19 protein-coding genes are annotated in these 20,951 nt (G+C 72.3%); 11 read left to right on the top strand and 8 right to left on the bottom strand.

Features of this window, described 5'->3' with window-relative positions; all coding sequences use genetic code 11:
• Positions 1-58: 58 nt before the first annotated feature.
• From AC1DZC_RS15175 to AC1DZC_RS15160, 4 genes are all read right to left on the bottom strand, one after another.
• The gene (locus AC1DZC_RS15175; protein ID WP_477043930.1) at positions 59-1,393 is read right to left on the bottom strand and encodes a UDP-glucose dehydrogenase family protein; all 1,335 of its coding nucleotides are present in this window, start codon (positions 1,391-1,393) and stop codon (positions 59-61) included.
• A 224-nt stretch (positions 1,394-1,617) separates the two neighbouring features.
• Entirely contained in the window at positions 1,618-3,345 is a 1,728-nt protein-coding gene (locus AC1DZC_RS15170; RefSeq protein ID WP_477043857.1) for a glycoside hydrolase family 26 protein, read from the bottom strand.
• Complete coding sequence (locus AC1DZC_RS15165; protein ID WP_477043856.1) at positions 3,338-4,828, bottom strand: glycosyltransferase family 2 protein; 1,491 nt, start codon at positions 4,826-4,828, stop codon at positions 3,338-3,340. Before AC1DZC_RS15165 ends, AC1DZC_RS15170 begins: the two co-directional genes overlap by 8 nt.
• A gap of 289 nt (positions 4,829-5,117) precedes the next feature.
• Entirely contained in the window at positions 5,118-5,414 is a 297-nt protein-coding gene (locus tag AC1DZC_RS15160; protein WP_477043855.1) for a GNAT family N-acetyltransferase, read from the bottom strand.
• Positions 5,415-5,473: 59 nt separating this feature from the next.
• Between AC1DZC_RS15160 and AC1DZC_RS15155 the strand changes: the two genes are divergently transcribed.
• The 4 genes from AC1DZC_RS15155 (at position 5,474) to AC1DZC_RS15140 (ending at position 10,041) form a co-directional block, all read left to right on the top strand.
• Positions 5,474-6,793 carry an MFS transporter gene (locus AC1DZC_RS15155; RefSeq protein WP_477043854.1) on the top strand — a complete coding sequence of 440 codons (1,320 nt, stop codon included), beginning with the start codon at positions 5,474-5,476 and terminating at the stop codon, positions 6,791-6,793.
• Between the two features lie 102 nt (positions 6,794-6,895).
• Positions 6,896-8,653, top strand: coding sequence for a pyruvate dehydrogenase (locus tag AC1DZC_RS15150; RefSeq protein WP_477043853.1), 1,758 nt, complete (start codon positions 6,896-6,898; stop codon positions 8,651-8,653).
• Between the two features lie 58 nt (positions 8,654-8,711).
• A complete protein-coding gene (locus tag AC1DZC_RS15145; RefSeq protein ID WP_477043852.1) occupies positions 8,712-9,323 on the top strand; it encodes an ArsR/SmtB family transcription factor in 612 nt (203 codons plus the stop codon).
• Between the two features lies 1 nt (position 9,324).
• Positions 9,325-10,041, top strand: a complete 717-nt coding sequence (locus tag AC1DZC_RS15140) for an SRPBCC family protein (protein ID WP_477043851.1) — start codon at positions 9,325-9,327, stop codon at positions 10,039-10,041.
• 111 nt (positions 10,042-10,152) lie between these two features.
• Here AC1DZC_RS15140 and AC1DZC_RS15135 read toward each other — a convergent pair whose 3' ends face one another.
• On the bottom strand, positions 10,153-11,430 hold the full coding sequence (locus AC1DZC_RS15135) for an MFS transporter (protein ID WP_477037847.1): 1,278 nt from the start codon (positions 11,428-11,430) through the stop codon (positions 10,153-10,155).
• Positions 11,431-11,521: 91 nt separating this feature from the next.
• Between AC1DZC_RS15135 and AC1DZC_RS15130 the strand changes: the two genes are divergently transcribed.
• Positions 11,522-12,034: a gluconokinase gene (locus AC1DZC_RS15130; protein ID WP_477043850.1), complete on the top strand. Its 513-nt coding sequence runs from the start codon at positions 11,522-11,524 to the stop codon at positions 12,032-12,034.
• A gap of 61 nt (positions 12,035-12,095) precedes the next feature.
• On the opposite strand, the gene AC1DZC_RS15125 is transcribed toward AC1DZC_RS15130, so the two are convergent.
• The 3 genes from AC1DZC_RS15125 to AC1DZC_RS15115 are packed head-to-tail and all read right to left on the bottom strand — an operon-like array spanning position 12,096 to position 13,736.
• The gene (locus AC1DZC_RS15125) at positions 12,096-12,923 is read right to left on the bottom strand and encodes an ArsR/SmtB family transcription factor (protein WP_477043849.1); all 828 of its coding nucleotides are present in this window, start codon (positions 12,921-12,923) and stop codon (positions 12,096-12,098) included.
• Between the two features lie 41 nt (positions 12,924-12,964).
• Positions 12,965-13,459 carry a DUF427 domain-containing protein gene (locus tag AC1DZC_RS15120; RefSeq protein WP_477037845.1) on the bottom strand — a complete coding sequence of 165 codons (495 nt, stop codon included), beginning with the start codon at positions 13,457-13,459 and terminating at the stop codon, positions 12,965-12,967.
• Positions 13,419-13,736, bottom strand: a complete 318-nt coding sequence (locus AC1DZC_RS15115; RefSeq protein WP_477037844.1) for a YtxH domain-containing protein — start codon at positions 13,734-13,736, stop codon at positions 13,419-13,421. The genes AC1DZC_RS15120 and AC1DZC_RS15115 overlap by 41 nt, the downstream gene beginning before the upstream one ends.
• A gap of 145 nt (positions 13,737-13,881) precedes the next feature.
• Between AC1DZC_RS15115 and AC1DZC_RS15110 the strand changes: the two genes are divergently transcribed.
• The 6 genes from AC1DZC_RS15110 (at position 13,882) to AC1DZC_RS15085 (ending at position 20,923) form a co-directional block, all read left to right on the top strand.
• Positions 13,882-14,793, top strand: coding sequence for an NAD-dependent epimerase/dehydratase family protein (locus AC1DZC_RS15110; RefSeq protein WP_477043848.1), 912 nt, complete (start codon positions 13,882-13,884; stop codon positions 14,791-14,793).
• Positions 14,793-15,722: an RNA polymerase sigma-70 factor gene (locus AC1DZC_RS15105; RefSeq protein WP_477037842.1), complete on the top strand. Its 930-nt coding sequence runs from the start codon at positions 14,793-14,795 to the stop codon at positions 15,720-15,722. The genes AC1DZC_RS15110 and AC1DZC_RS15105 overlap by 1 nt, the downstream gene beginning before the upstream one ends.
• Before the next feature lie 113 nt (positions 15,723-15,835).
• Positions 15,836-16,444 carry a hypothetical protein gene (locus AC1DZC_RS15100; protein WP_477043847.1) on the top strand — a complete coding sequence of 203 codons (609 nt, stop codon included), beginning with the start codon at positions 15,836-15,838 and terminating at the stop codon, positions 16,442-16,444.
• A gap of 22 nt (positions 16,445-16,466) precedes the next feature.
• The gene (locus AC1DZC_RS15095; protein ID WP_477043846.1) at positions 16,467-17,294 is read left to right on the top strand and encodes an SDR family NAD(P)-dependent oxidoreductase; all 828 of its coding nucleotides are present in this window, start codon (positions 16,467-16,469) and stop codon (positions 17,292-17,294) included.
• Between the two features lie 80 nt (positions 17,295-17,374).
• Positions 17,375-17,968: a M15 family metallopeptidase gene (locus AC1DZC_RS15090; RefSeq protein WP_477043845.1), complete on the top strand. Its 594-nt coding sequence runs from the start codon at positions 17,375-17,377 to the stop codon at positions 17,966-17,968.
• Positions 17,969-18,178: 210 nt separating this feature from the next.
• A complete protein-coding gene (locus AC1DZC_RS15085) occupies positions 18,179-20,923 on the top strand; it encodes an ATP-binding protein (protein ID WP_477043844.1) in 2,745 nt (914 codons plus the stop codon).
• The last annotated feature ends 28 nt before the right edge of the window (positions 20,924-20,951 follow it).

The following is a 20,951-nucleotide window of genomic DNA, read 5'->3' as shown; positions in this document are numbered from 1 at the left end:
GTCTCGGAGGCAGCAGCTCCTGCTGCCGCGTGGGTGACGAGCTGCCGCGTTCGCGCGCTCAGGCCGCCGCGGGCACCGCCGCGCGGCCGAGGCCCGTGAACGACCAGCCGGCCGCGCGCCAGGCAGATGCCGAGAGCCGGCCGCGGGCGTCGATCATGCGCGGCGCCGCCGTCAGAGCGGCCAGGTGGGCCGGGTCGGCCCGGAGGAACTCGTCCCACTCGGTCAGGACGAGGACGACGTCCGTGCCCTCGACCGCCTCCTCCACGCTCGTCGCGTAGGCGAGGGTCGGGAACGACGAGCGGGCGGTGTCGCCGGCCTGCGGGTCGTAGACGGTGACCTGGGCTCCGCGCAGGTGCAGAGCGGCGGCGACGTTCAGGGCCGGCGAGTCGCGGACGTCGTCGGTGTGCGGCTTGAAGGCGGCACCGAGGACGCCGATGCGGTGGTTGAGCACCGACCCGCCGCACGCCTGGACGGCCAGGTCGACGACGCGCTCACGCTGGCCCATGTTGATCTCGTCGACCTGCTGGAGGAGCGCGGACGCCCGGCCGGCGCCGAGCTCGTTGGCGCGGAACATCAGCGCACGGATGTCCTTGGGCAGGCAGCCTCCGCCGAACCCGAGCCCCGCGTCGAGGAACTGCCGGCCGATACGGGTGTCGTGCCCGAGGGCGTCGGCCAGCACCGTGACGTCCGCGCCTGCCGCCTCGCACACGGACGCGATCGCGTTGATGAACGAGATCTTCGTGGCGAGGAAGGCGTTGGCACTGACCTTCACCAGCTCGGCCGTGGGCAGGTCGCAGACGACCACGGGCGAGCCCTCCGCGATCGGGCCCGCGTAGACGCGCCGGAGCAGGGCCTCGGCCGGCTCGGACGTTCCGCCCATGACGATCCGGTCCGGGTGCAGCGTGTCCTGGACCGCCTTGCCCTCGCGGAGGAACTCGGGGTTCCAGACGAGCTCGGCCCGGACGCCGGACGGGGCTTCGGCCGCGACGAGCGACCGCAGCCGGGCGCCGGTCCCGACCGGGACGGTCGACTTGCCGACGATCAGGCCGTCGTGCGTGAGGTGCTTGGCGATCGCCGCGGTCGCCGCCTCGACGTAGCGCAGGTCGGCGGCGTGGCTGGTCTTGGACTGCGGGGTGCCGACGCAGACGAAGTGCACGTCGGCCCAGCCGACCGCCTCGGCCACGTCGGTGGTGAACCGCAGGCGGCCCGTGGCGAGGGTCTCGGTGAGCAGCTCGGGCAGCCCGGGCTCGTAGAACGGGACCTTGCCGGCCGTGAGCATCTCGACCTTGTGGGGGTCGGTGTCGACGCCGACCACCTCCATGCCGAGCTGGGCCATGGCGACCGCGTGGGTCGCGCCGAGGTAGCCGGTGCCGAGGACCGCGATCCGGGGCATGGGGGCGTCCGGGTCGAACGGGTGGCGGGCGGGCTCGGAGTCGGGGGCGGGGACCTTGGCGGCACGCGTGCCGGTGGCTGGCGTCATGGCGGTGTCTCCTGGGTGGGTCGGTCGGGTGGTCGGTCGGGTGGTCGGTCGGGTGGTCGGTCGGGTGGTCGGACCCGTGGTCGGGCTGGACGACGGGCTGAGGGTCGGGCCGGCGACGGGACGCGGCGGGTGGCCGGTCACGGCGTCGGGCTCGGGGTCGGTTCGGGGGCCGCGGTCTCGGTCGCAGTGGGCTCCGGGGTCGCCGTCGGTGCCGTCTCGCGGGTGGCCTCCGCGGTCTGCGACGGGGTCGGGGACGGCGTGGGCGTCGGCTCCGGGGTGGGGGTTGGCGTCGGGGTGGGGGTCGGTGTCGGTTCGGGCGCCGGCGCGGCCAGGGCTGCGACCGGTGGTCCGTCGACGAACCCCGCGGCCGGGTTGGTGATGCCGTCGATGAACGCCTGCGTCGAGTCCCGTCGGGAGTTGATCCGCCAGTCGTTCGTGACGCGTTGGCCGCCGGAGATCGTCGTGACGGTCTGGTTGAACCAGGCGAACCCGATGACGTCCGCGTTCTCCGGCCGCGCCAGGCCCGCGAAGAGGTCACGCACCCAGGCGGGCTTCTGACCACCCACCTCGGACGCGCCGATCTCGGCCAGCAGGATCGGTTTGTGCGTGATCGAGCGCAGCTGCTTGAGCGACGGGCCGTAGGTGTAGTCGAAGGTCGGCGTCTGGTCGGCCCTGTAGGGCGGCCGGTAGTAGCCGGACAGACCGACCCAGTCGACGTAGTCGTCGCCGGGGTACAGCGAGCGCATGTACCAGGACGAGTTCTTGGCCCAGTCGGGCAGGGCGTTCACGATGTTCGGCGCCCACACCCAGATGACGTAGGCGTTGGCGCCCTCGGCCTCGAAGATGTCGTGCACGTGGCGCCACATCTTCGCGTAGTCGCCCTTGCCGTTGCCGTTGAGCGAGTTGCCGCCCCACTGACGCTCGCCCCACGGGTACCAGCTGCCGTTCATCTCGTGGTCGAGGCGGATGGCGAGCGGGAGCCCGAGGGCGGCGACGTCCCGCGCGTACTGGTGCAGGTAGTCGTCGTAGGTGCCGTTGATGATCTTCGGCAGCGAGTAGTCCGGGTCGACGGCCTGGTCGTTGCCTGCCTTGAGGGGGCGGGACTCCCAGGTGAGCAGCGGCATCATGCCCTTGGTCCACGACCGTTCGACGGCGTCCGCGCGGAACGGTCCGTCCCAGCCCTGGAAGTAGCCGCTGATCGTGGGCTTGACCCCGACCGTCGAGGCGACGTTGTCGAACTCCGCCCAGTTGAACGGCGACTGCGTGGTGTAGAGCCCGAACTGGCGCTTGGTCGGCGCGAGCAACGAGGCCAGCGAGGGTGCGGTGATGGTCGACGGCGCGGGCGGGGGTGCCGACGACGCCGTGGAGCTGGATGCCGCGGCGGCCCTGGCGGCGGACGCCGCAGCCGCGGCCTTCGCTGCGGCAGCGCGCGCCTCGGCGGCCTTGGCCTTCCCGACCGCCGCAGCCGCGGTCCGCTCGGCCTTCGCCTTGGCCTGACCGCCGAAGGCGGCCTTGGCGCGTTCGGCGGCGGCCTTCGCCTGCCCGCGAGCGACGGCTTCCTCGCGCTCGATCTGCGCCTTCTGCTTGCCTGCCGCCGCACCCGCTGCGCGTTCGGCGGCAGCCTTCTCCTGCGAGCTCGTCAGGTTGTCGACCTCGTCGGTACGGGCGGCCAGGGCGGCCTTGAGCTCGGCGTTCTCCTGCTCGAGCGCGATCTGCTGCGCGCTCTTGGCGGGAGCCGCGGACGGCTCGGCGGTCGACGGTGAGAGCCAGACGACGGCCGAGACCGCGAGCAGCGCGAGGGCGACCGCGAAGGCGGCGAGACGGGCGCGACGGGACGGGTGAAGGATCCGGTGGGCGTCAGACATAGGCCAGTGCCTCCAGAGCGAGCAGGGCGAACGCGATCCCGTAGGGGACGGCCGCGAGCGGGTTCAGCCGACGACGGGTCGGTGCGGGGACGGTGGCGGTGGTGGCGGTGGCGGTACGGCGGCGACGCGCGACGGCGGTGCCGGCGGTCCCGTCGACGGACGGGGTGCCGCTCGGCGGCGTCATGGGGGCTCCCCGGTCGACGAGGTCGACGGGCGCTCCGTCGCCGACGGACTCGAGCTCGGCCATGAGGTCGTCGTTCTCGGCCCCGCCCTCGTAGGCGCCGGAGCGGGTGCCCCAGCCGCTGGCGTGGGCCATCCGCAGGAACCCGAGGATGCGGATCGGCATGAGGAAGAACGTCGAGACGATGATGAACACGGGCAGCCGCAGGAAGTCCGAGGGCTTCTCCTGCAGGTGCCGGATCTGCCGGATGGACATCGAGAGCACCGACGACACGATCATCAGAGTGACCACCCAGAACCAGCCGCTCAGGCCGGTGTACGTGGTCAGCACGGCCTCGTAGAGGTTGGCGCCCGTGTTCGTCGCGGACCTGTAGATCCAGCCGAGGATCGTGCCGAGCAGCAGGAACGGCAGGAAGATGTCGGTGACGAAGAAGATCGCCAGCACGGGGGCGTGGCCGGCCATCCAGGGCAGCATGCGCAGGGTGTTGTACTGGCTGCCGCGCGCCCAGCGCAGCTGCTGCTTGGCCAGCTTCTTCACCTTCAGCGGGGCGTCCGTGTAGACGAGGCTCGAGTACTGGTAGACGGTGCGGTATCCCGCCTTGAGCGTCAGGTTGGTCAGCGTCCGGTCGTCGGAGACCTCGAGGAACACCCCCAGGAACTTCTCGGACATGAACGCGTCCATGACCTGCATCAGGATGCGTCGTCGGAACGCGATGGTCCGTCCCGGCAGGCACCCGACCTGGCCCAGCGCCGACTGCGCAGGCATCGAGTAGAGGGCCCGGGTGTTCTCCAGCCAGTCGGCCCAGCGCGTGATCCAGGACCGTTCCGGCTCGAGGATCCGCTGCCGGGTGGTGACGCCGCCGACCGAGGCGTCGGCGAACGGCTTGACCAGCTCGGGCAGCGTCCGGTCGGTCCAGATCGTGTCCGAGTCGACGAGAACGGTGATCTCGCCGACCGACATCCGGGTGCCGATCATCACCGCGTTGCGCTTGCCCGGGATCGGCGTGTGCACCCAGCGGACCAGCGGCGCGAACTCGTCGCAGACCTGCTCGAGGTCCGGGTTCACGGCGCCGTTGATGACGACGATCACCTCGTCGGGACGCTGCGCGACGATCCGTTGCAGCACCTCCCGGAAGAGGTCGAGCGGCTCGTCGACCACTGGGATCACGACGCTCGTGGTGATGTCGTACGGCGCCGTGACGGGGCGGTACCGGCGGCTCAGCACGACCTTGAGCAGCCACAACGCCCAGACGAGCGTGGAGAAGACGGCGAACAGGTAGATCTCGGACTGACCGGCGAACATGTGGCGTAGCTGAAGGACGAAGACGAACACAGGGCACCCCAAAGGCCGTTCGGGCACAGGACGACTGACCGACCTCATCGACGATGCAGCGAGGACGTCAGGGGCGTCGTCCGCGGGTGCGGCCGGGTCTACCTGTCCGTCGGATGGTCGTCGCGGCTAGTGGTTCAACCGGCGACGACGGCTGCGAGATGTCACCACTGTGCGTGTCGTCGGCCGTCTGGCCAAGCGGTGCAGGAAAACTCTGTGTAAACGGATGTAACGGATGTAACGGGTTTCGAAACTCGAGCCGTCAGCTCTGGACGTGCCGCACCAGATCTTGATAATCCGCGTGACGCGCGAGCCACGCCTTCACGTACGGGCAGAACGCGACGACGTCGCGGCCGCTCTCCCGCACCATGTCGAGGGCCGCCTTGACCAGGGTGCTCGCGATGCCGTGCCCCTCGAACCGCGGATCCACCTCGGTGTGCGTGAAGACGACCGTCCGGCCGATCGTGTCGTACATCGCGAACCCGACGACGACACCCTCGGGCGACAGCGCCTCGAACCGGTGCTCGTCCGGCGCGTCCCTGACCTGCACATCCATCATGCCCTCGATGGTGCGGCATCGAGGAGGCCGCGCGATAGGGGTGATGCGACACTGACCCCATGCTCTCGCCCTACCGTGACGTACTGACGCGTCCCGGGGCACTCGCCTTCTCCGCATCCGGCGTCCTCGCACGCCTGCCCATGTCGATGGTCGGCATCGGGATCGTGCTGATGGTCTCGTCCCTGTACGGCTCCTACGGCCTGGCCGGTGCGGTCTCCGCGGTGTACGTCGTCGCTCAGGCCCTGTGCTCGCCGCAGCTGTCCCGGCTCGTCGACCGGCACGGTCAGGCCCGGGTCATGAGCCCGGCCGTCGCGATCGCCGCCTTCGGCCTGGTCTGGCTGATCACGGCGGCACTGCTCGAGGCGCCAGCCGGGTTCCTGTTCGTCGGCGCGGTGATCACCGGCGCCGCGATCGGGTCGTTCGGCGCGCTGGTCCGGGCGCGCTGGACCGCCCTGCTCGGCGACGACCCCCACCGCACCCACACCGCGTACTCGCTGGAGTCCGCGCTCGACGAGCTCGTGTTCGTCGTCGGCCCCGTCCTCGCGACCGTGCTGGCCACCGGCGTCGCCCCGACCGCGGGGCTGATCGTCCCGCTCGTCGCGATGATGGCCGGCGGCTACTGGTTCCTCTCGCTGCGGTCCACCGAGCCCGCGTCGGCGCCCGTCGGCTCCCCGCGTCCGCGCGGCTCCGTGCTGGCCCGGCCCGGCATGGCGGTGCTGTCGATCGTCTTCGTCGCGATGGGCGCGATCTTCGGCGCCACCGACGTCTCCACGGTCGCCTTCGCCGACGAGTCCGGGTCGAAGGGTCTGGCCGGCGTCATCCTCGCGGTCTTCGCGCTCGGCTCGCTGATCTCCGGGCTGCTCTACGGCACGCGCCAGTGGAAGCGGCCCCTGTACCTGCGGTTCGCGAACGGGATGGTCCTGCTGGCCGTCGGCGTCTGCGCGTTCTTCTTCGTGCAGTCGCTCGTCGCGCTCGCGGCCGTCATGTTCGTCGTCGGGTTCGCCATCGCGCCGACCCTGATCAACGGCAACGGCCTGGTGCAGGAGCTGGTGCCCCGCGAGCGCCTCACCGAGGGGCTCACCTGGGTGGGGACGTCCCTCGGCGTCGGCGTCTCGGTCGGGTCCTCCGTCGCCGGCGCCCGCATCGACGCCGCCGGGTCGCATGCCGGGTTCCTCGTCGTGGTCGTCGCGGCGGCGTCCGCCGTCATCGCGACCCTCGCCGCGCTGCGCACCCTGCGCGGGGACGTCTCCGAGCACGTGCACGACTCGGTCGAGCCGGGCTCGCCGTCGTCGACGGGCGGTGCCGCCGTCGCCGCCTGCGAGATCGCCGAGTCGGTCGACCCGTCGAAGCCGCGCACGCCGGACCCGCGCGCGTCCTGATCGACGGCACCGGCGCGCGCGGTCGAGCGCGTCGACAGCGGTCCAGGTGCGGGCGCGGGGGTGTCGGATGACGATGGGGCTTCCCGCACCTCGGAGGTCCCCGTGGCTCGACGTCGCACGCTCGCCGACCAGCTCGTCGCCCAGATCGTCGCCGCCGGCGCGCGTCACGTCTACGGGATCGTCGGCGACAGCCTGAACCCGGTCGTCGACGCGGTCCGACGAGCGCGCGACGAGGGCGTCGACATCGCCTGGATCCACGTGCGGCACGAGGAGGCGGGCGCGTTCGCGGCGGCGGCCGAGGCCGCGATCACCGGGAGGCTGGCGGTCTGCGCCGGCTCCTGCGGGCCAGGCAACCTGCACCTGATCAACGGGCTCTACGACGCCAACCGCTCGCGCGTCCCCGTGCTGGCGATCGCGTCGCACATCCCGAGCGCGCAGATCGGGACGCAGTACTTCCAGGAGACGCACCCCGACCGGCTGTTCCTCGAGTGCTCGGTGTTCTCGGAGATGATCTCGTCGGCAGCACAGGCCCCCCGCGTGATCCGGTCCGCGATCCACCACGCATACGGTGCGCCCGGTGTCGCCGTCCTGACCCTGCCCGGGGACGTCGCGGACCTCGAGGCCGCCGACGACGGCGTCGACACCCTGCTGCCGCCGCCCGCACCCCGGGTGGTCCCGGACGAGTCGTCGGTGCGGGCGCTGGCCGACGCGATCGACGCCGCGGGCAAGGTCACGATCTTCGCCGGGGCGGGCACCGCCGGGTACCGCGACGAGGTCGTCGAGCTGGCGCGGGTGCTGAACGCGCCCGTCGGCCACTCGTTGCGGGGCAAGGAGCACGTCCAGGTCGACAACCCGTTCGACGTCGGGATGTCGGGGCTGCTGGGGTACGGCGCGTGCCAGGCCGCGATGGAGGGCGCCGACCTCCTCCTCCTGCTGGGCACCGACTTCCCCTACGACCAGTTCCTGCCCTCCAAGGTCCGCACCGCGCAGGTCGACGTCGAGCCCACGCGCCTCGGCCGGCGCACGCGCAACGACCTCGTGGTGCTCGGCGACGTCGGCGAGACAGTCCGGGCGCTGCTGGGGACGGTGACGCCCAAGAAGAACCACCGGTTCCTCGACCAGATGCTCAAGAAGCACGAGCGCGCCATGGGCGGCGTGGTCGGCGCGTACACCAGGGACGTCGAGCACACCGCGCCGATCCACCCCGAGTACGCCGCGGTCCTGCTCGACGAGGAGGCGCCCGACGACGCCGTCTTCACCGTCGACACGGGCATGTGCAACGTCTGGGCGGCCCGGTACATCACGCCGAACGGCCGTCGACGGGTGATCGGGTCGTTCCTGCACGGGTCGATGGCCAACGCCCTGCCGCACGCCCTCGGTGCCGCCCTGGCCTCCCCCGGCCGGCACGTCGTCGCCATGGCCGGCGACGGTGGGCTCTCGATGCTGCTGGGCGAGCTCATCACGCTCAAGGTGCTGGACCTGCCGGTGAAGGTCGTCGTGTTCGACAACGCGACCCTCGGCATGGTCCGGCTCGAGATGCTCGTCGACGGCCTGCCCTCCTACGCCACCGACACCCCGCCGGTCGACTACGCCGCGATCGCCTCCGCGATCGGCATCCCGTCGGTCCGGGTCGAGGACCCGTCGCAGATCCGGGCCGCCCTGCGCGCGGCGTTCTCGCACGACGGTCCCGCGCTCGTCGACCTCGTCACCGACCCGCGCGCACTGTCGCTGCCGCCCAAGATCACGCGCGCCCAGGTCTCCGGGTTCACGGCCGCAATGAGCAAGGAGGTGCTGGGCGGCGGCCTCGGCGAGGTGATGGCGATGGCCCGCTCGAACCTCCGCAACGTCCCGCGCCCATGAGGGTACGGACAACAACTCGTTTCTTGACACGGGTTGTTTTCGGTGAGACGGTCTCTCCATGTTGGACGTCACCGTCATCGAGGATCCCGCCGTCGCCGAGGCGGCGCTGGACCCGACCCGCGCGCGCATCCTCGGCGCCCTGGCCACCCCCGGGTCCGCGACCTCGCTGTCCGGGCCTCTCGGGCTGTCCCGGCAGCAGATCAACTACCACCTGCGCACGCTCGAGAACCACGGGCTGCTCGTGCTCGTGGAGGAGCGGCGCAAGGGCAACATGACCGAGCGGGTGCTCCAGGCCACCGCCGCGTCGTACGTCATCTCGCCGGTGGCGCTGCCCGCCGTCGCACCGGACCCCGACCGCCTGCGCGACCAGCTCTCGGCGCAGTGGATGCTCGCGCTGGGCGCCCGCATGGTGCACGAGGTGGGCACGCTTCTCGCCGGCGCCCAGCAGGCCGGCCAGCGACTGGCCACCTACGCGGTGGACGGCACGGTCCGGTTCTCGTCGGCCGCGTCGCGCGCCTCGTTCGCCGACGAGCTCTCCGTCGCGCTCGGTGACCTCGTCGAGAAGTACGACGACGTCACCGCCCCCGGCGGCCGCGAGCACCGGCTCGTCGTCGCCCTGCACCCCGCCCTCAAGCCCTCCGTCAGCACCATCGAGACCAAGGAGAACTGACATGTCCCGCGAGTTCGAGATCGTCCGCGAGCACGACGTCGACGCGTCCCCGGAGGAGGTCTGGGACGCCCTCACCACCGGCATCGGCGGCTGGCTCTGGCCCATGGAGTACGAGCCGCGGACCGGCGGCAGGGCGCCCTTCGACGGAGTCGTCGCCGCCTGGGAGCCGCCGCACCACCTCGTCGGCCGCAACGACGGACCCGACGGCTGGTTCAACCAGGTCGAGGAGGTGCTCACCCGGCTGCCCGACGGCCGCACCCACCTGCGGTACGTGCACTCCGGCGTCTTCGTCGACGACTGGGACAACCAGTACGACGGCGCCGGCGCGCACACGGACTTCTACCTGGCGACGATGCGCTCGTACATCGCGCACTTCTCGCGCCGCCCCGTGACGTACTCCTCGACGGACGCGCCGGCCGCCTCCAACACCGTCGGCGGGTTCTCCGTCCTGCGCGCCGCGCTCGGGCTCTCCGACGACGTCACGGAGGGCACGGCCGCGACCGTCAGCCTGCCGGGCGGCGACACCGCGGTCGTCGTCGACTACGCCGCACCGAACTTCCTCGGCCTGCGCACCGACACCGCGCTGGTCCGGCTGTTCGGCCGCAACGCCTATGGCGCACCCGTCGGCATCGCGGTCCACGACTTCGCGCCCGACGCCGCGCCGAGCGAGACGACGACGGCCGACTGGTCGGAGTGGCTGGAGAAGGTCTACGCCTGACGCACCCCCGGTCGACGGCACCCCGCGCTCGCGACGGCGCCCCCAGCAGCGGGCGCCGTCGCCGGCAACGGGAGCCGTCGGACGGCCGTGGAAACGGGCGGCGGCAGCCCGCTACGGCACCGGGTGCCGGGCGTCGTAGTCCCAGAAGGAGCGCTGCGAGCGGACCAGCAGCGTCAGCAGGACCACGCAGAGGCACCCGCCGATCACCGCGGCCCAGCCCTCGCCGATGTGGGTCGCGGCACCGCCGAGCATCGCGTCGCCCAGTCGCGGGCCACCCGCGACGACGACGATGAACACGCCCTGCAGCCGACCGCGCATGTCGTCCGGGGTGGCGGTCTGCAGGATCGTCTGCCGGAACACCGCGCTGACCGCGTCGCTGCCGCCGGCGATCACCAGCATGAGCACCGCGAGGGCCAGCGCGACCCACAGCACGTGCGTCGGGTGGGTCCCGCCGCTGAGCACGAGAACCGCCCCGAACCCCGCGACCGCGAGTCCCCACACGACGATCGCGACGCTGATGATCCGGCCCTGCCAGCGGATCCTGGTCAGGCGACCGGACAGCAGCGCGGCCAGCATCACGCCGACCGCCGCCGCCGCGGTCATCACGCCGGTCGTCGTCGCGCCCCCACCGAGGTAGACCAGCCCGACCGCGGGGAACAGGACGCGGGGCGACGAGGTGAGCATCGCGACGAGGTCGACGGCGAACGTCATCCGCACGTTCTTCTGCGTGCCCAGGTAGCGGAAACCGTCGATCACCGAGCTGAGGCCCGCGCGGCCCTTGCGCTCGCCGAGCGGCGGCTGGGCGGGCAGCCGGAACATCGCGACGAGCGCCGCGGTGAACAGGACGGCGTCGACCGCGTACGCGGTGGCATAGCTGTACACGGCGACGAGCAGGGCACCCAGCAGCGGTCCGATGGTGAACGCGACGCTGTTGCCGAGCGTCTGCAGGGCGTTGGCGGCGGCCATGAGCCGGGCGTCGAGGAGCCGCGGGATGATCGCCGACCGCGCGGGTGCGTTGACCGCGAATGCCCCCGACTGGATCGCCACGAGCACGAACAGCACCCAGACCTGCTGCACCCCCGCCCACGCCTGCACGGCGAGCAGGAGCGTGACCGACCAGGTGACGAACGCCGAGACCAGCGCGACCCGACGCCGGTCGTAGTGGTCGACGATCGCGCCTCCGTACAACCCGAAGATCACCAGAGGTACAAGTGCGCAGAGGCCGAGCAGGCCGACCGACCCCGTCGATCCGGTCAGGTGGTACACCTCGAGCCCGACCGCCACGACGGTCAGCTGGGCCCCGAGGTTCGAGATGGTGAGCCCGAGCCACAGCCGCCGGAAGGCGGGGCTGACGCGCAGCGGCGTCAGGTCCATGGCGAGGGAGGGCACCGCGGGAGTGTAGTTGCCCTGGGCTGCATCCCTCGGGTCGGGGCCGGGCGTCGTCTCAGCCCGCGAGCGCTCGGCGTGGAAGGGTGGCGGCGTGGAGCATCTCGTCGTCATGGGCGTGTCCGGGACCGGGAAGTCGACGGTCGGCGCGCTGCTCGCCGCCCGGCTCGGTCGTCCGCTCATCGAGGGCGACGACCTGCACCCGCCGGAGAACAAGGCCAAGATGCACGCGGGCCTCCCGCTGACCGACGAGGACCGCGGCCCCTGGCTGCGCGCGGTCCGGGATGCGATGGACGCCGCGGGGCGGCCGACGGTCGTCGCGTGCTCGGCGCTACGCCGCTCCTACCGCGACATCCTGCGGACCGCCGACGGTCGCGTCCGCTTCCTGCACCTCGTCGCGAAGCCCGAGGACCTGGCCGCCCGGATGGCCGCGCGGACGCACCACTTCATGCCGCCGAGCCTCCTGGCCAGCCAGCTGGCCACCCTGGAACCCCTCCAGCCCGACGAGGACGGCCTGACCCTCGAGCTCGGCCCGACCCCGGAAGCGACGACGTCCGCCCTCGTGAGCGCCATAGGCCCCACGAGTGCGGACGCAGCGGAAGGCTGACCGACGACGTCCGCACTCGTGGGCGCTCTGGGCACCACGAGTGCGGACGTTGCGGAGGGGGTCAGGCCTCGAGGGTCGAGCCCGTCTCCAGGAGGGTCTTGAGGTCGGAGAGGATCTGCGGCCAGCCGCCCCCGAACTGCGGCATGTCGCCGGAGAGCAGGGCAGCGCTGCGCGGGGCGCCCGTGACGTCGTGCGTCAGGGTCAGCTGCGTGAGGTTGTCGCCGCGCGGCTCGAGCTCGTAGGTGAGGCGCTGGAAGCCCTCGGCGCGCGCCTCCTCGTCCCAGAGCGTGCGCCAGGTCTGCACCAGACGCTCGTTCTCGACGACCTCGATCACCTCGCCGTCGATGATCGGCTGGTCGAGCGGCAGGCCCATGACCTCGGACGGGAACGTCTGGAACGATCCGCCGGGCACGAGGTCGTAGTGCGACGGCGACCCGTAGCCGTAGCGGGCGTTCCACTCCGGCGAGGTGATCGCCTTCCAGACGGTGGCGGCGTCGGCCTTGATCCAGATGCGGTGGACGAGAACGGTCGAGAGGGCCGTGTCAGCGGGCGTGCTCATGGTGGACTCCAGTGCGTGCTTGAGGTCGGTGAGGGCGTGCAGGCGCTCGCTCCCCAGGAGGTCGTACTTGTCGATCCACCGCTCGTGGATCAGCTGGATCGGGACGGCGTTGAGGAAGTGCAGCTTCTCCCGCCCCGACTTTCGGGTGACGACGAGGCCCGCCTCCTCCAGCACCGACAGGTGCTTCATGACCCCGAACCGGGTCATGTCGAGGCCCTCCAGGAGCTCCGTCAGCGTGCGGCCGTCACGCGTGAAGAGCTGGTCCAGGAGGTGCCGGCGGGTGGCGTCGGCCAGTGCCTTGAACACCTGGTCGTCGCGGTCCTCGTCCATACCGACGACAATAGGTGACCGTTTGGTCACATGTCAAGGGATCACCAGCCGCGGGTGCCCGGCGCTCCCTTGAACGGTCCGACGACCCGGGACGTGATCCAGCCGCCGTAGAACCCACCCGGCTGCGGCTCCACGAGCTCGCCGTCGACGGTGCAGGTCAGCTCGGTGGCGTACAGCGCGATGCGGTCGACCAGCACCTCGTACCCGGGCAGCGGCTCGGGGTAGGTCCACCCGACCCGCGCGAGCAGTCGGTCGCCGACCCGCACCGAGACGTAGGACGCGACGCCCTTGAACTCGCACACCGACGAGCCCGCCGAGGGTTCGAGGACCCCGGGCTCGAAGGACGACCGCGGGAGGTAGTACGCGGGCGGGTGGCTGGTCTCGAGGACCCGGACGCTCTGGCGGGTCGACGCGACGAGCACGCCGCCGAGCCGCACGACGACGTGCTCGTCGGACGGCTCGACGCGCGGGGGCCTGGGGTAGTCCCAGACCGACTCAGCGGGCGTTGGCGGTACCGGGGTTCGCGTCGTCGGCATCCATCAAGGGCTCGACGATGGTGTCCGAGTCGTACTTCGTCGTCGATCCCGACACTGCACCTTTCGCGGTGTCGACGGCCTTCTCCCACAGGGCCGTGCCCTGCTGCTTGGCGAACGCGGCGGCCTGCGCCTCGTACTCCTGCACGTAGCCCTGCACGCGCGGGTCGGCCCAGACGTCCTGCGCCCACACCCGTGCCTTGTCCAGCTGCCGACGTCCCGACGGGGTGCCGACGAGGTACCCGACGGCGACGCCGATCACGAACACGATCCTCTTCATGGGCGGTCCTCCAGCTCATCGGTCCAAGGGTCCGAGCGTAGGCACCGAACGTGCACGCCGCGCGACGGGCGTGTCACAGACGGGCGGCCTGTCTCGTCTCGGGGACACGAGCGTGACGACGAGCAGGACGACGGAAGGAACGACCATGCGGGTGTTCGTGGCAGGCGGTACAGGGGTCGTCGGGCGGCGGCTGGTGCCGCAGCTGGTGGCACGAGGGCACGAGGTGGTGGCGACGACCACCGACGCCGGACGGCTGGCCGACCTGAAGGAGCTCGGCGCCGAGGCGGTCGTCATGGACGGCCTGGACGCCGCGTCGGTGGGCCAGGCGGTCGCGGCCGCGGCGCCCGACGTCGTCGTCCACCAGATGACCGCGATCAGCGGCAAGCCGGACATGAAGCACATGGACCGGTGGTTCGCGGTGACCAACCGGCTGCGTACCGAGGGCACGGACCACCTGATCGCGGCGGCACAGGCGGCGGGCGCCCGCGTGGTGGCCCAGAGCTACGGGTCCTGGAACGGGATCCGCGAGGGTGGCTGGGTCAAGACCGAGGAGGACCCGCTGGACCCGGGGGTCGCCAGCGCGCAGCCGAACTTCGACGCGATCCTGTACCTCGAGAAGGCCGTCACGGCCGCGGGCGGTGCGGTCCTGCGCTACGGCTCGCTCTACGGTCCGGGCAGCACCGACGACCAGGTCGAGATGCTCAGGAAGCGCCAGTTCCCCCTCGTCGGGAAGGCTCAGGGGTACACGTCCTTCCTGCACACGGACGACGCCGCGAGCGCGACGGTGCTCGCCATCGAGCAGGGGGTGAGCGGGACGTTCAACATCGTCGACGACGAACCCGTCCAGGCGAACGTGTGGCTGCCGTACCTCGCGGCGTGCGCCGGGGCGAAGCCACCGGTGCGCGTGCCGGTCTGGCTCGCGCGGATGCTGGCCGGCGACGTGGCGGTGACGATGATGACCGAGGGCCGGGCCTTCTCGAACGCGAAGGCACGTCGCGAGCTGGGCTGGGAGCCGCGGTACCCGTCGTGGCGGCAGGGCTTCAAGGAGGGCATCTGATGGGTCGGGCCGACGATTTCGAGGAGCTGCGGCCGCTGCTGTTCGCGATCGCCTACCGCATCCTCGGCAGCGTCAGCGAGGCGGAGGACGCGGTCCAGGACACCTGGCTGCGGTTCCAGGAGTACCCGACCGAGCCGGCGTCGACGAAGGCGTTCCTCTCGGCCGTCGTCACGCGCATCTCGATCGACGTGCTGCGCTCGGCCCGGGTCCGACGAGAGCAGTACGTGGGCGACTGGCTGCCCGAGCCGCTGCTCGTCGACCCCTACGAGGACCCCGCCCGGGCCGCCGAGCTGTCGGACTCCGTCTCGACCGCCGCCCTCCTGCTGCTCGAGCGCCTGAGCCCGCTGGAGCGAGCGGTGTTCGTGCTGCGGGAGGTGTTCGGGTTCGACTACCCGTCGATCGCGAACGTGGTCGGCCGCTCCGAGGCGGCCTGCCGGCAGCTCGCCGGCCGGGCGCGGACGCACATGGAGGAGGGCCGCCCGCGGTTCGAGGCCGACCGGCGCGCGCAGGACGAGCTGGCCGGGCGGTTCTTCGACGCGCTCCTCGAGGGCGACATGGACGGCCTGCGCGAGCTGCTGGCCGCCGACGTGCAGATGGTCGGCGACGCGGGCGGCAAGGCTCCGGCGTGGCCCAACCGCATCTACGGACCGGACAACGTGGCGCGCCTGCTCGTCTCGACCCTGACGCTCCTGGGCAGCATCGGCGTCACGATGGAGCGGCACGAGGTGAACGGCCAGCCCGGCGCGATCCTGCGCGACCGCGACGGGCGGGTGTTCAACATCGTCGCGCTCGACGTGCTCGACGGCCGCGTCCAGCAGGTCCGATCGGTCATCAACCCCGACAAGCTCGGCCACGTGGGACCGGTCGCGGACGCGTACGCGCTCCTGCGGGAGGCCAACGAGTTCCGCCGCCCGCCCGCGCGACCGTGACGCGCGTCGCGGTGACGCACAGGTGACGACGACGGCTGAGCCGAACGGGCGACGCCCGGGCAACGGCGCTCCGTGCGGTCGTACGCTCCTCGCGACGTGCAGGGGAGGTCGTCATGCGCCACAGGACCGTCGCCGTCACGTTCACGGCCGCGCTCGTCGCGGGCGCGGCGACCGCGATGCTCGTGCTCTGGCAGCGCACTCCGCCCGGAGCGGACCCCTCGCACTGGCCGATCGACACGCTGGCCGTCGACGCCACAGTCGCGCTGCCTCAAGTGGTCCCGGTGGCGCCGAAGTACTTGCGGCCCGGCGAGGACGCCTACCAGATGCATGAGTGCCCCGGGTTCTCCATGAGGTCTCCCGTGAGCGACAACGCCCGGATGCCCACGACCGGCACCGTGACGCTCGGCGAGGAGCAGCACGTGCTCGGGGTGTGCCTCGGCACCATGGAGGAGACCGGCGGCGCTCGGGCGTTCGTCGCGAACTCGATCGGCCGGCGCGACGACGTGACGAGCGCCGATGCAACGCTCGTCCACAGCCCGCTCGGCGAGCTCGTCCGCGTCGACCGCAGGTTCGAGTCGGTCTCCGGGCTCGCGCTGACCGACTGGATCATCGACCACGACGGCTACACATATGGCTTCGGCTACCTGCACCCGACTGCCGACGCGTCGTTCTACCCCACGGCCGAGGCGATGATCGCGTCGGTCGCCTGGGACCAGCCATAGCCGACTCGCCTACGGTGTCCCGGTGACAGGCTCCCGAACCGTCGTGCTCACCGGTGCCTCCGACGGCATCGGTGCGGCAGCCGCCCGCCTGCTGGCCACCGAGGGACACCGCCTTCTGCTCGTCGGACGCTCGCCGGAGAAGACCGCTGCGGTGGCCGCAGAGGTGGGGGCGCAGGCCTTCGTCGCGGACTTCGCCCGGCTCGACGACGTGCGCCGGCTCGCCGACGAGATCCGCGCGACCACCGACCACGTCGACGTGCTGGCCAACAACGCCGGCGGCATCTTCGGGCGTCGCGAGCTCACCGTCGACGGTCTGGAGAAGACGCTCCAGGTCAACCACCTCGCGCCGTTCCTGCTGACGCACCTGCTGCTCGACCGGCTCTCCGGGGGCACGGTCGTCAACACGTCGAGCTCGGCCGCGCGCCGCTTCGGCTCGCTCGACGTCGACGACTTGCAGAACGAGCGGTCCTACAGCCCGAGTCGCGCCTACGGCGACGCCAAGCTGGCGAACATCCTGTTCACGCGGGGCCTCCAGGCCCGGGGCACCACCTCGGTCGCGTTCGACCCGGGCAACGTCCGCACCAACTTCGCGGCCGACTCCCGCAGCATCGTCCGGTTCGTGTACCGCACGCCGTTGAAGCACCTGATGCTCATCTCGCCCGAGCAGGGCGGCGCCAACCTCGCGTTCTTCGTCGACGGCACGTCCGGCACCACCTGGGAGCCCGGCGGCTTCTACACGCAGACGACGCCCGCGACCCCGGGCCAGACCAATCCGCGGATCTTCGACGACGAGCTGGTGGACGCGCTGTGGGAGCGCAGCACCGACCTCGTGGGACTGCCCGTCGTCTGACCGCGTACCCCCACGGTCGGACGCCCGACGGGTCTCCGGGCTGATGTGCGACGCAGCGCGCGCCGCGCAGCCTGGTGGGCATGACGCTCTACGCCGTCCCCCACCGACTGACGCACCGCGGACGCTACCTCGCGGTCGTGCTGGCCGTCGCGCTCGCGGCCGGTGCGGTCTTCGTCGCGACGCTCGTGTCGCGCCCCCTCGACGCGGCTGCCGGACCGCCCGGACCGCCGCCGCTGGCGGCGGGAGAAGACGCGCTGGCGGCGGGAGAAGACGCCCCCGCGGCCGCTGCGCCGACCGCCGACGGGATCGACGCCGAGCTCGCCGCGCGGTTCGCCGCCGCCCAGGAGGCCGCAGCGGCGGAAGGCGTCAGCCTGACGATCACGTCCGGCAAGCGGTCGGCGCAGGAGCAGCGCAAGCTCGTCGACGAGGCGATCGAGAAGTACGGCTCGGTGCAGGAGGCGCACCGGTGGGTGCTGCCGCCGGAGTCGTCGGCCCATGTGCAGGGACTGGCGCTCGACGTCGGCCCGACCGACGGTGCGCTCTGGCTCGGGCAGCACGGGCTCGAGTTCGGCCTGTGCCGCGTGTACGCCAACGAGGTCTGGCACTTCGAGAAGCTCCCCGACGGGCTCACCGAGTGCCCTGCGATGCACCCGGACTCGTCGTCGGGCTGGTGACGAGCGCCGGCGGCCCGGCTCGACGACCGGATCGCCGCGGCCAGAGGTGCGCGTCGAGCTGCGTCCGCGATCAGCTCCGGCCGAGCCATCTCCGCACGTCAGGGGCTGTTCCGGTGCCCCTCGGCGCGGTACGTTCACCGCTGTGTCGGGACACCCGCCCGGGTCGGGTGCCGCGTGCGCGCGATGCAGAGAGCGAGCGAGGGCCGACCCATGGCCGTAGGGCGAGTGACCAGGCCGGACGCCGGCCTGATGGTCGGCCGCGAGGTCGAGACCGCCACCCTCCGGTCGCTCGTCGCCGAGGCCTCGGACGGGGTCGGCCGGTCGGTCGTCGTCGTCGGCGAAGCCGGGATCGGCAAGAGCCGGCTGCTGCAGGACCTGGTCGACGCGGCGCCAGGGACGCGGACGATCCGGGTGTCCGGGTCCGAGCCGGAGCGGAAGATGAGCTACGCCGGGCTGCACCGGATCCTCCGGCCGCTCGCCGAGGAGGTCGCGAGCCTGCCCCTGCCGCAGCGGTCGGCGCTGGAGGTCACGTTCGGCGAGGCTGCCGGTCCGGCGCCGAGCAAGTTCCTCGTCGGGCTCGCGACGCTGACCGTCCTCGGCGCCGCGGCTCAGGCACAGCCGGTGCTGTGCGTCGTCGACGATGCGCACTGGCTCGACCGTGAGTCGATCGACGCGCTGGCGTTCGTGGCGCGGCGCCTGGAGCGCGAGCACGTCGCCCTGGTCCTGGCGTCGCGCGACGACGCCGCGACCCTGGCTGCGCTCGACGGGCTGGACCGCATCGAGCTCACCGGGCTGTCGACGACCGCCGCCACGACGATGCTCGCCGCGCGCGTGCCCGGCCGGATGCAGGCGGCGGTCGTCGAGAGCATCGTCGAGCACAGCAACGGCAACCCGCTGGCGGTCCTGGCCCTGGCGCGGTCGCTGAGCCCGCAGCAACGGGCCGGCACGGCCGAGCTGCCCGACCCGCTCCCGCTCGCCAGCGGGATCCAGGAGTACTTCCTGCGCGCCGTCGCCGCGCTGCCCCCCGGGACGCAGGAGTTCGTGCTCGTCGCCGCCTGCGCCTCGGCGGACGACCCCCAGACGGTCTGGCGGGCCGCACGCGCGCTCGGTCTGACGACGAAGGACGCGGATCCCGCGGCCGTCGCGGACATCTGCGCGGTCCGCGACGAGGTGCGGTTCAGCCACCCCCTGGTGCGCTCCGCGATCTACGGTTCGGCGGAGCCCGCCGACCGGCGGGCGGCGCACGCCGCCCTCGCCGAGGCGACGTCAGTGGCGGAGCCCGACCGCCGCGCGTGGCACCTGGCGCAGGCGGCGGGCGCCCCCGACGACGCCGTCGCCGCCGAGCTGGAGCTCTCGGCCGAGCGTGCCCGGGCCCGCGGCGGGTACGCGGCCCAGGCCTCGTTCCTGCGTCGTGCAGCCGAGCTGACCACCGATCCCGTGAGAGCGCTCCAGCGCACCCTGGAGGCCGCCGACGCCTACGTCCAGTCCGGCGAGCTGGAGACCGCGAGCGTGCTGGTGCAGCGGATCTCGCCGTCGTCGACCGGCCCGCAGCGGGCCCGGGCGCTGCAGATCTCCGCGGTCATCGACGTCGCTCGGGCGCAGCCGGCCAACGCCACCGTGGCCCTCATGCGCGCCGTCGCCGAGGCCGCCCCGGGCGACACCGACTTCGTCCGCGAGTGCCTGTTCGACGCGCTCCTGTCCGCGATCATGGCCGGGCGCTACCTCAGCGGCACAACGCTGCGCGGGGTCGCGGCCTCGACGTTGTCCACCGCGGCACGCCGGCCGCATGCCGAGGCGCTCGACCACCTTCTCGACGCGTTCGCGACGCGGATCGGCTCCGGGTACGGCGCCGCGGTCCGCCCGATGCGCGAGGCCCTCGACGCCCTGACCGCGGACGCCGGCAACCTCGGGCGCAACACGGTCAGCGCGGTCCTGCTGGCGATGATGGCGTGCGACGACCTCTGGGACGAGGAGGCCCGCAGCGAGCTGTTCGGACGCCTGGAGCTGCCGCTTCGCCAGGAGGGCGCGCTCATCGCCCTGTCGGTCACGCTCTCCGCGCGCGGCGCCGGCCTGGTCCGCGAGGGCCGGTTCGCCGACGCGACCGTCCTGTACGCCGAGAGCCAGGACGTCACCGCCGCGTACGGCGTGCGCAGCGAGGTCCCGTGGATCCTGCTCTATGCCTGGCAGGGCCGCACGGACGAGGCGCGGGAGCTGGCCGACCAGATGCGCGGCCAGCAGGTCCTCGGCCTGTGGACGTCCTTCGCCGCCCACTGCCTGGGCATCCTCGCGCTGGGCCGGCAGGAGTACGCCGCCGCCCGCGACCTGCTCCTGGAGATCTACGACGACGACACCCCGGGCATCTCGACCACGTCGCTGCCGGACCTCGTCGAGGCGGCGGTGCGCTCGGGCGACGACACGGCTGCGCACCGTGCCCTCGACCGGCTGACCGAACGTGCGCTCGCGGCGTCGACGCCGTGGGCCCTCGGCCTGCTCGCCCGGTCGCGCGCGCTGCTCGCCGAGGACGCCGAGCCTCAGTTCAAGGAGGCCCTTGAGCTGCTGCTGTCGACGAACGTCGCGACCGACGTCGCGCGCGCACACCTCCTGTACGGGGAGTGGCTTCGCCGGTCCGGTCGCCGCGTCGACGCCCGGGTGCAGCTGCGTCGGGCCCACGACCTCTTCTCGACGATGGGCGCCGACGCGTTCGCCGAGCGCGCCCGCTCGGCCTTGCTGGCCACGGGCGAGCGCGCCTCCGCGTCGGTCCGGTCGCGGGGCGACGCGACGCTCACGCCCCAGGAGGCACGCATCGCCGCCCTCGCCGCGAGGGGTCTGACCAACTCCGAGATCGCGTCGAGCCTGTTCGTCACGGCGTCGACGGTCGAGTTCCACATGACGAAGATCCTGCGCAAGACGGGCGCGACCTCACGCCGCGAGCTCCGGGGCCTCCTGGGGAGCTGACTGGGGTCTTTCCCGGGTGCGGACGAAT

Source organism: Cellulomonas sp. P2_B4 (genome assembly GCF_056404795.1).
Note: the sequence above shows the minus strand (reverse complement) of the source record. Positions and strands in the feature narration are given on the sequence as shown.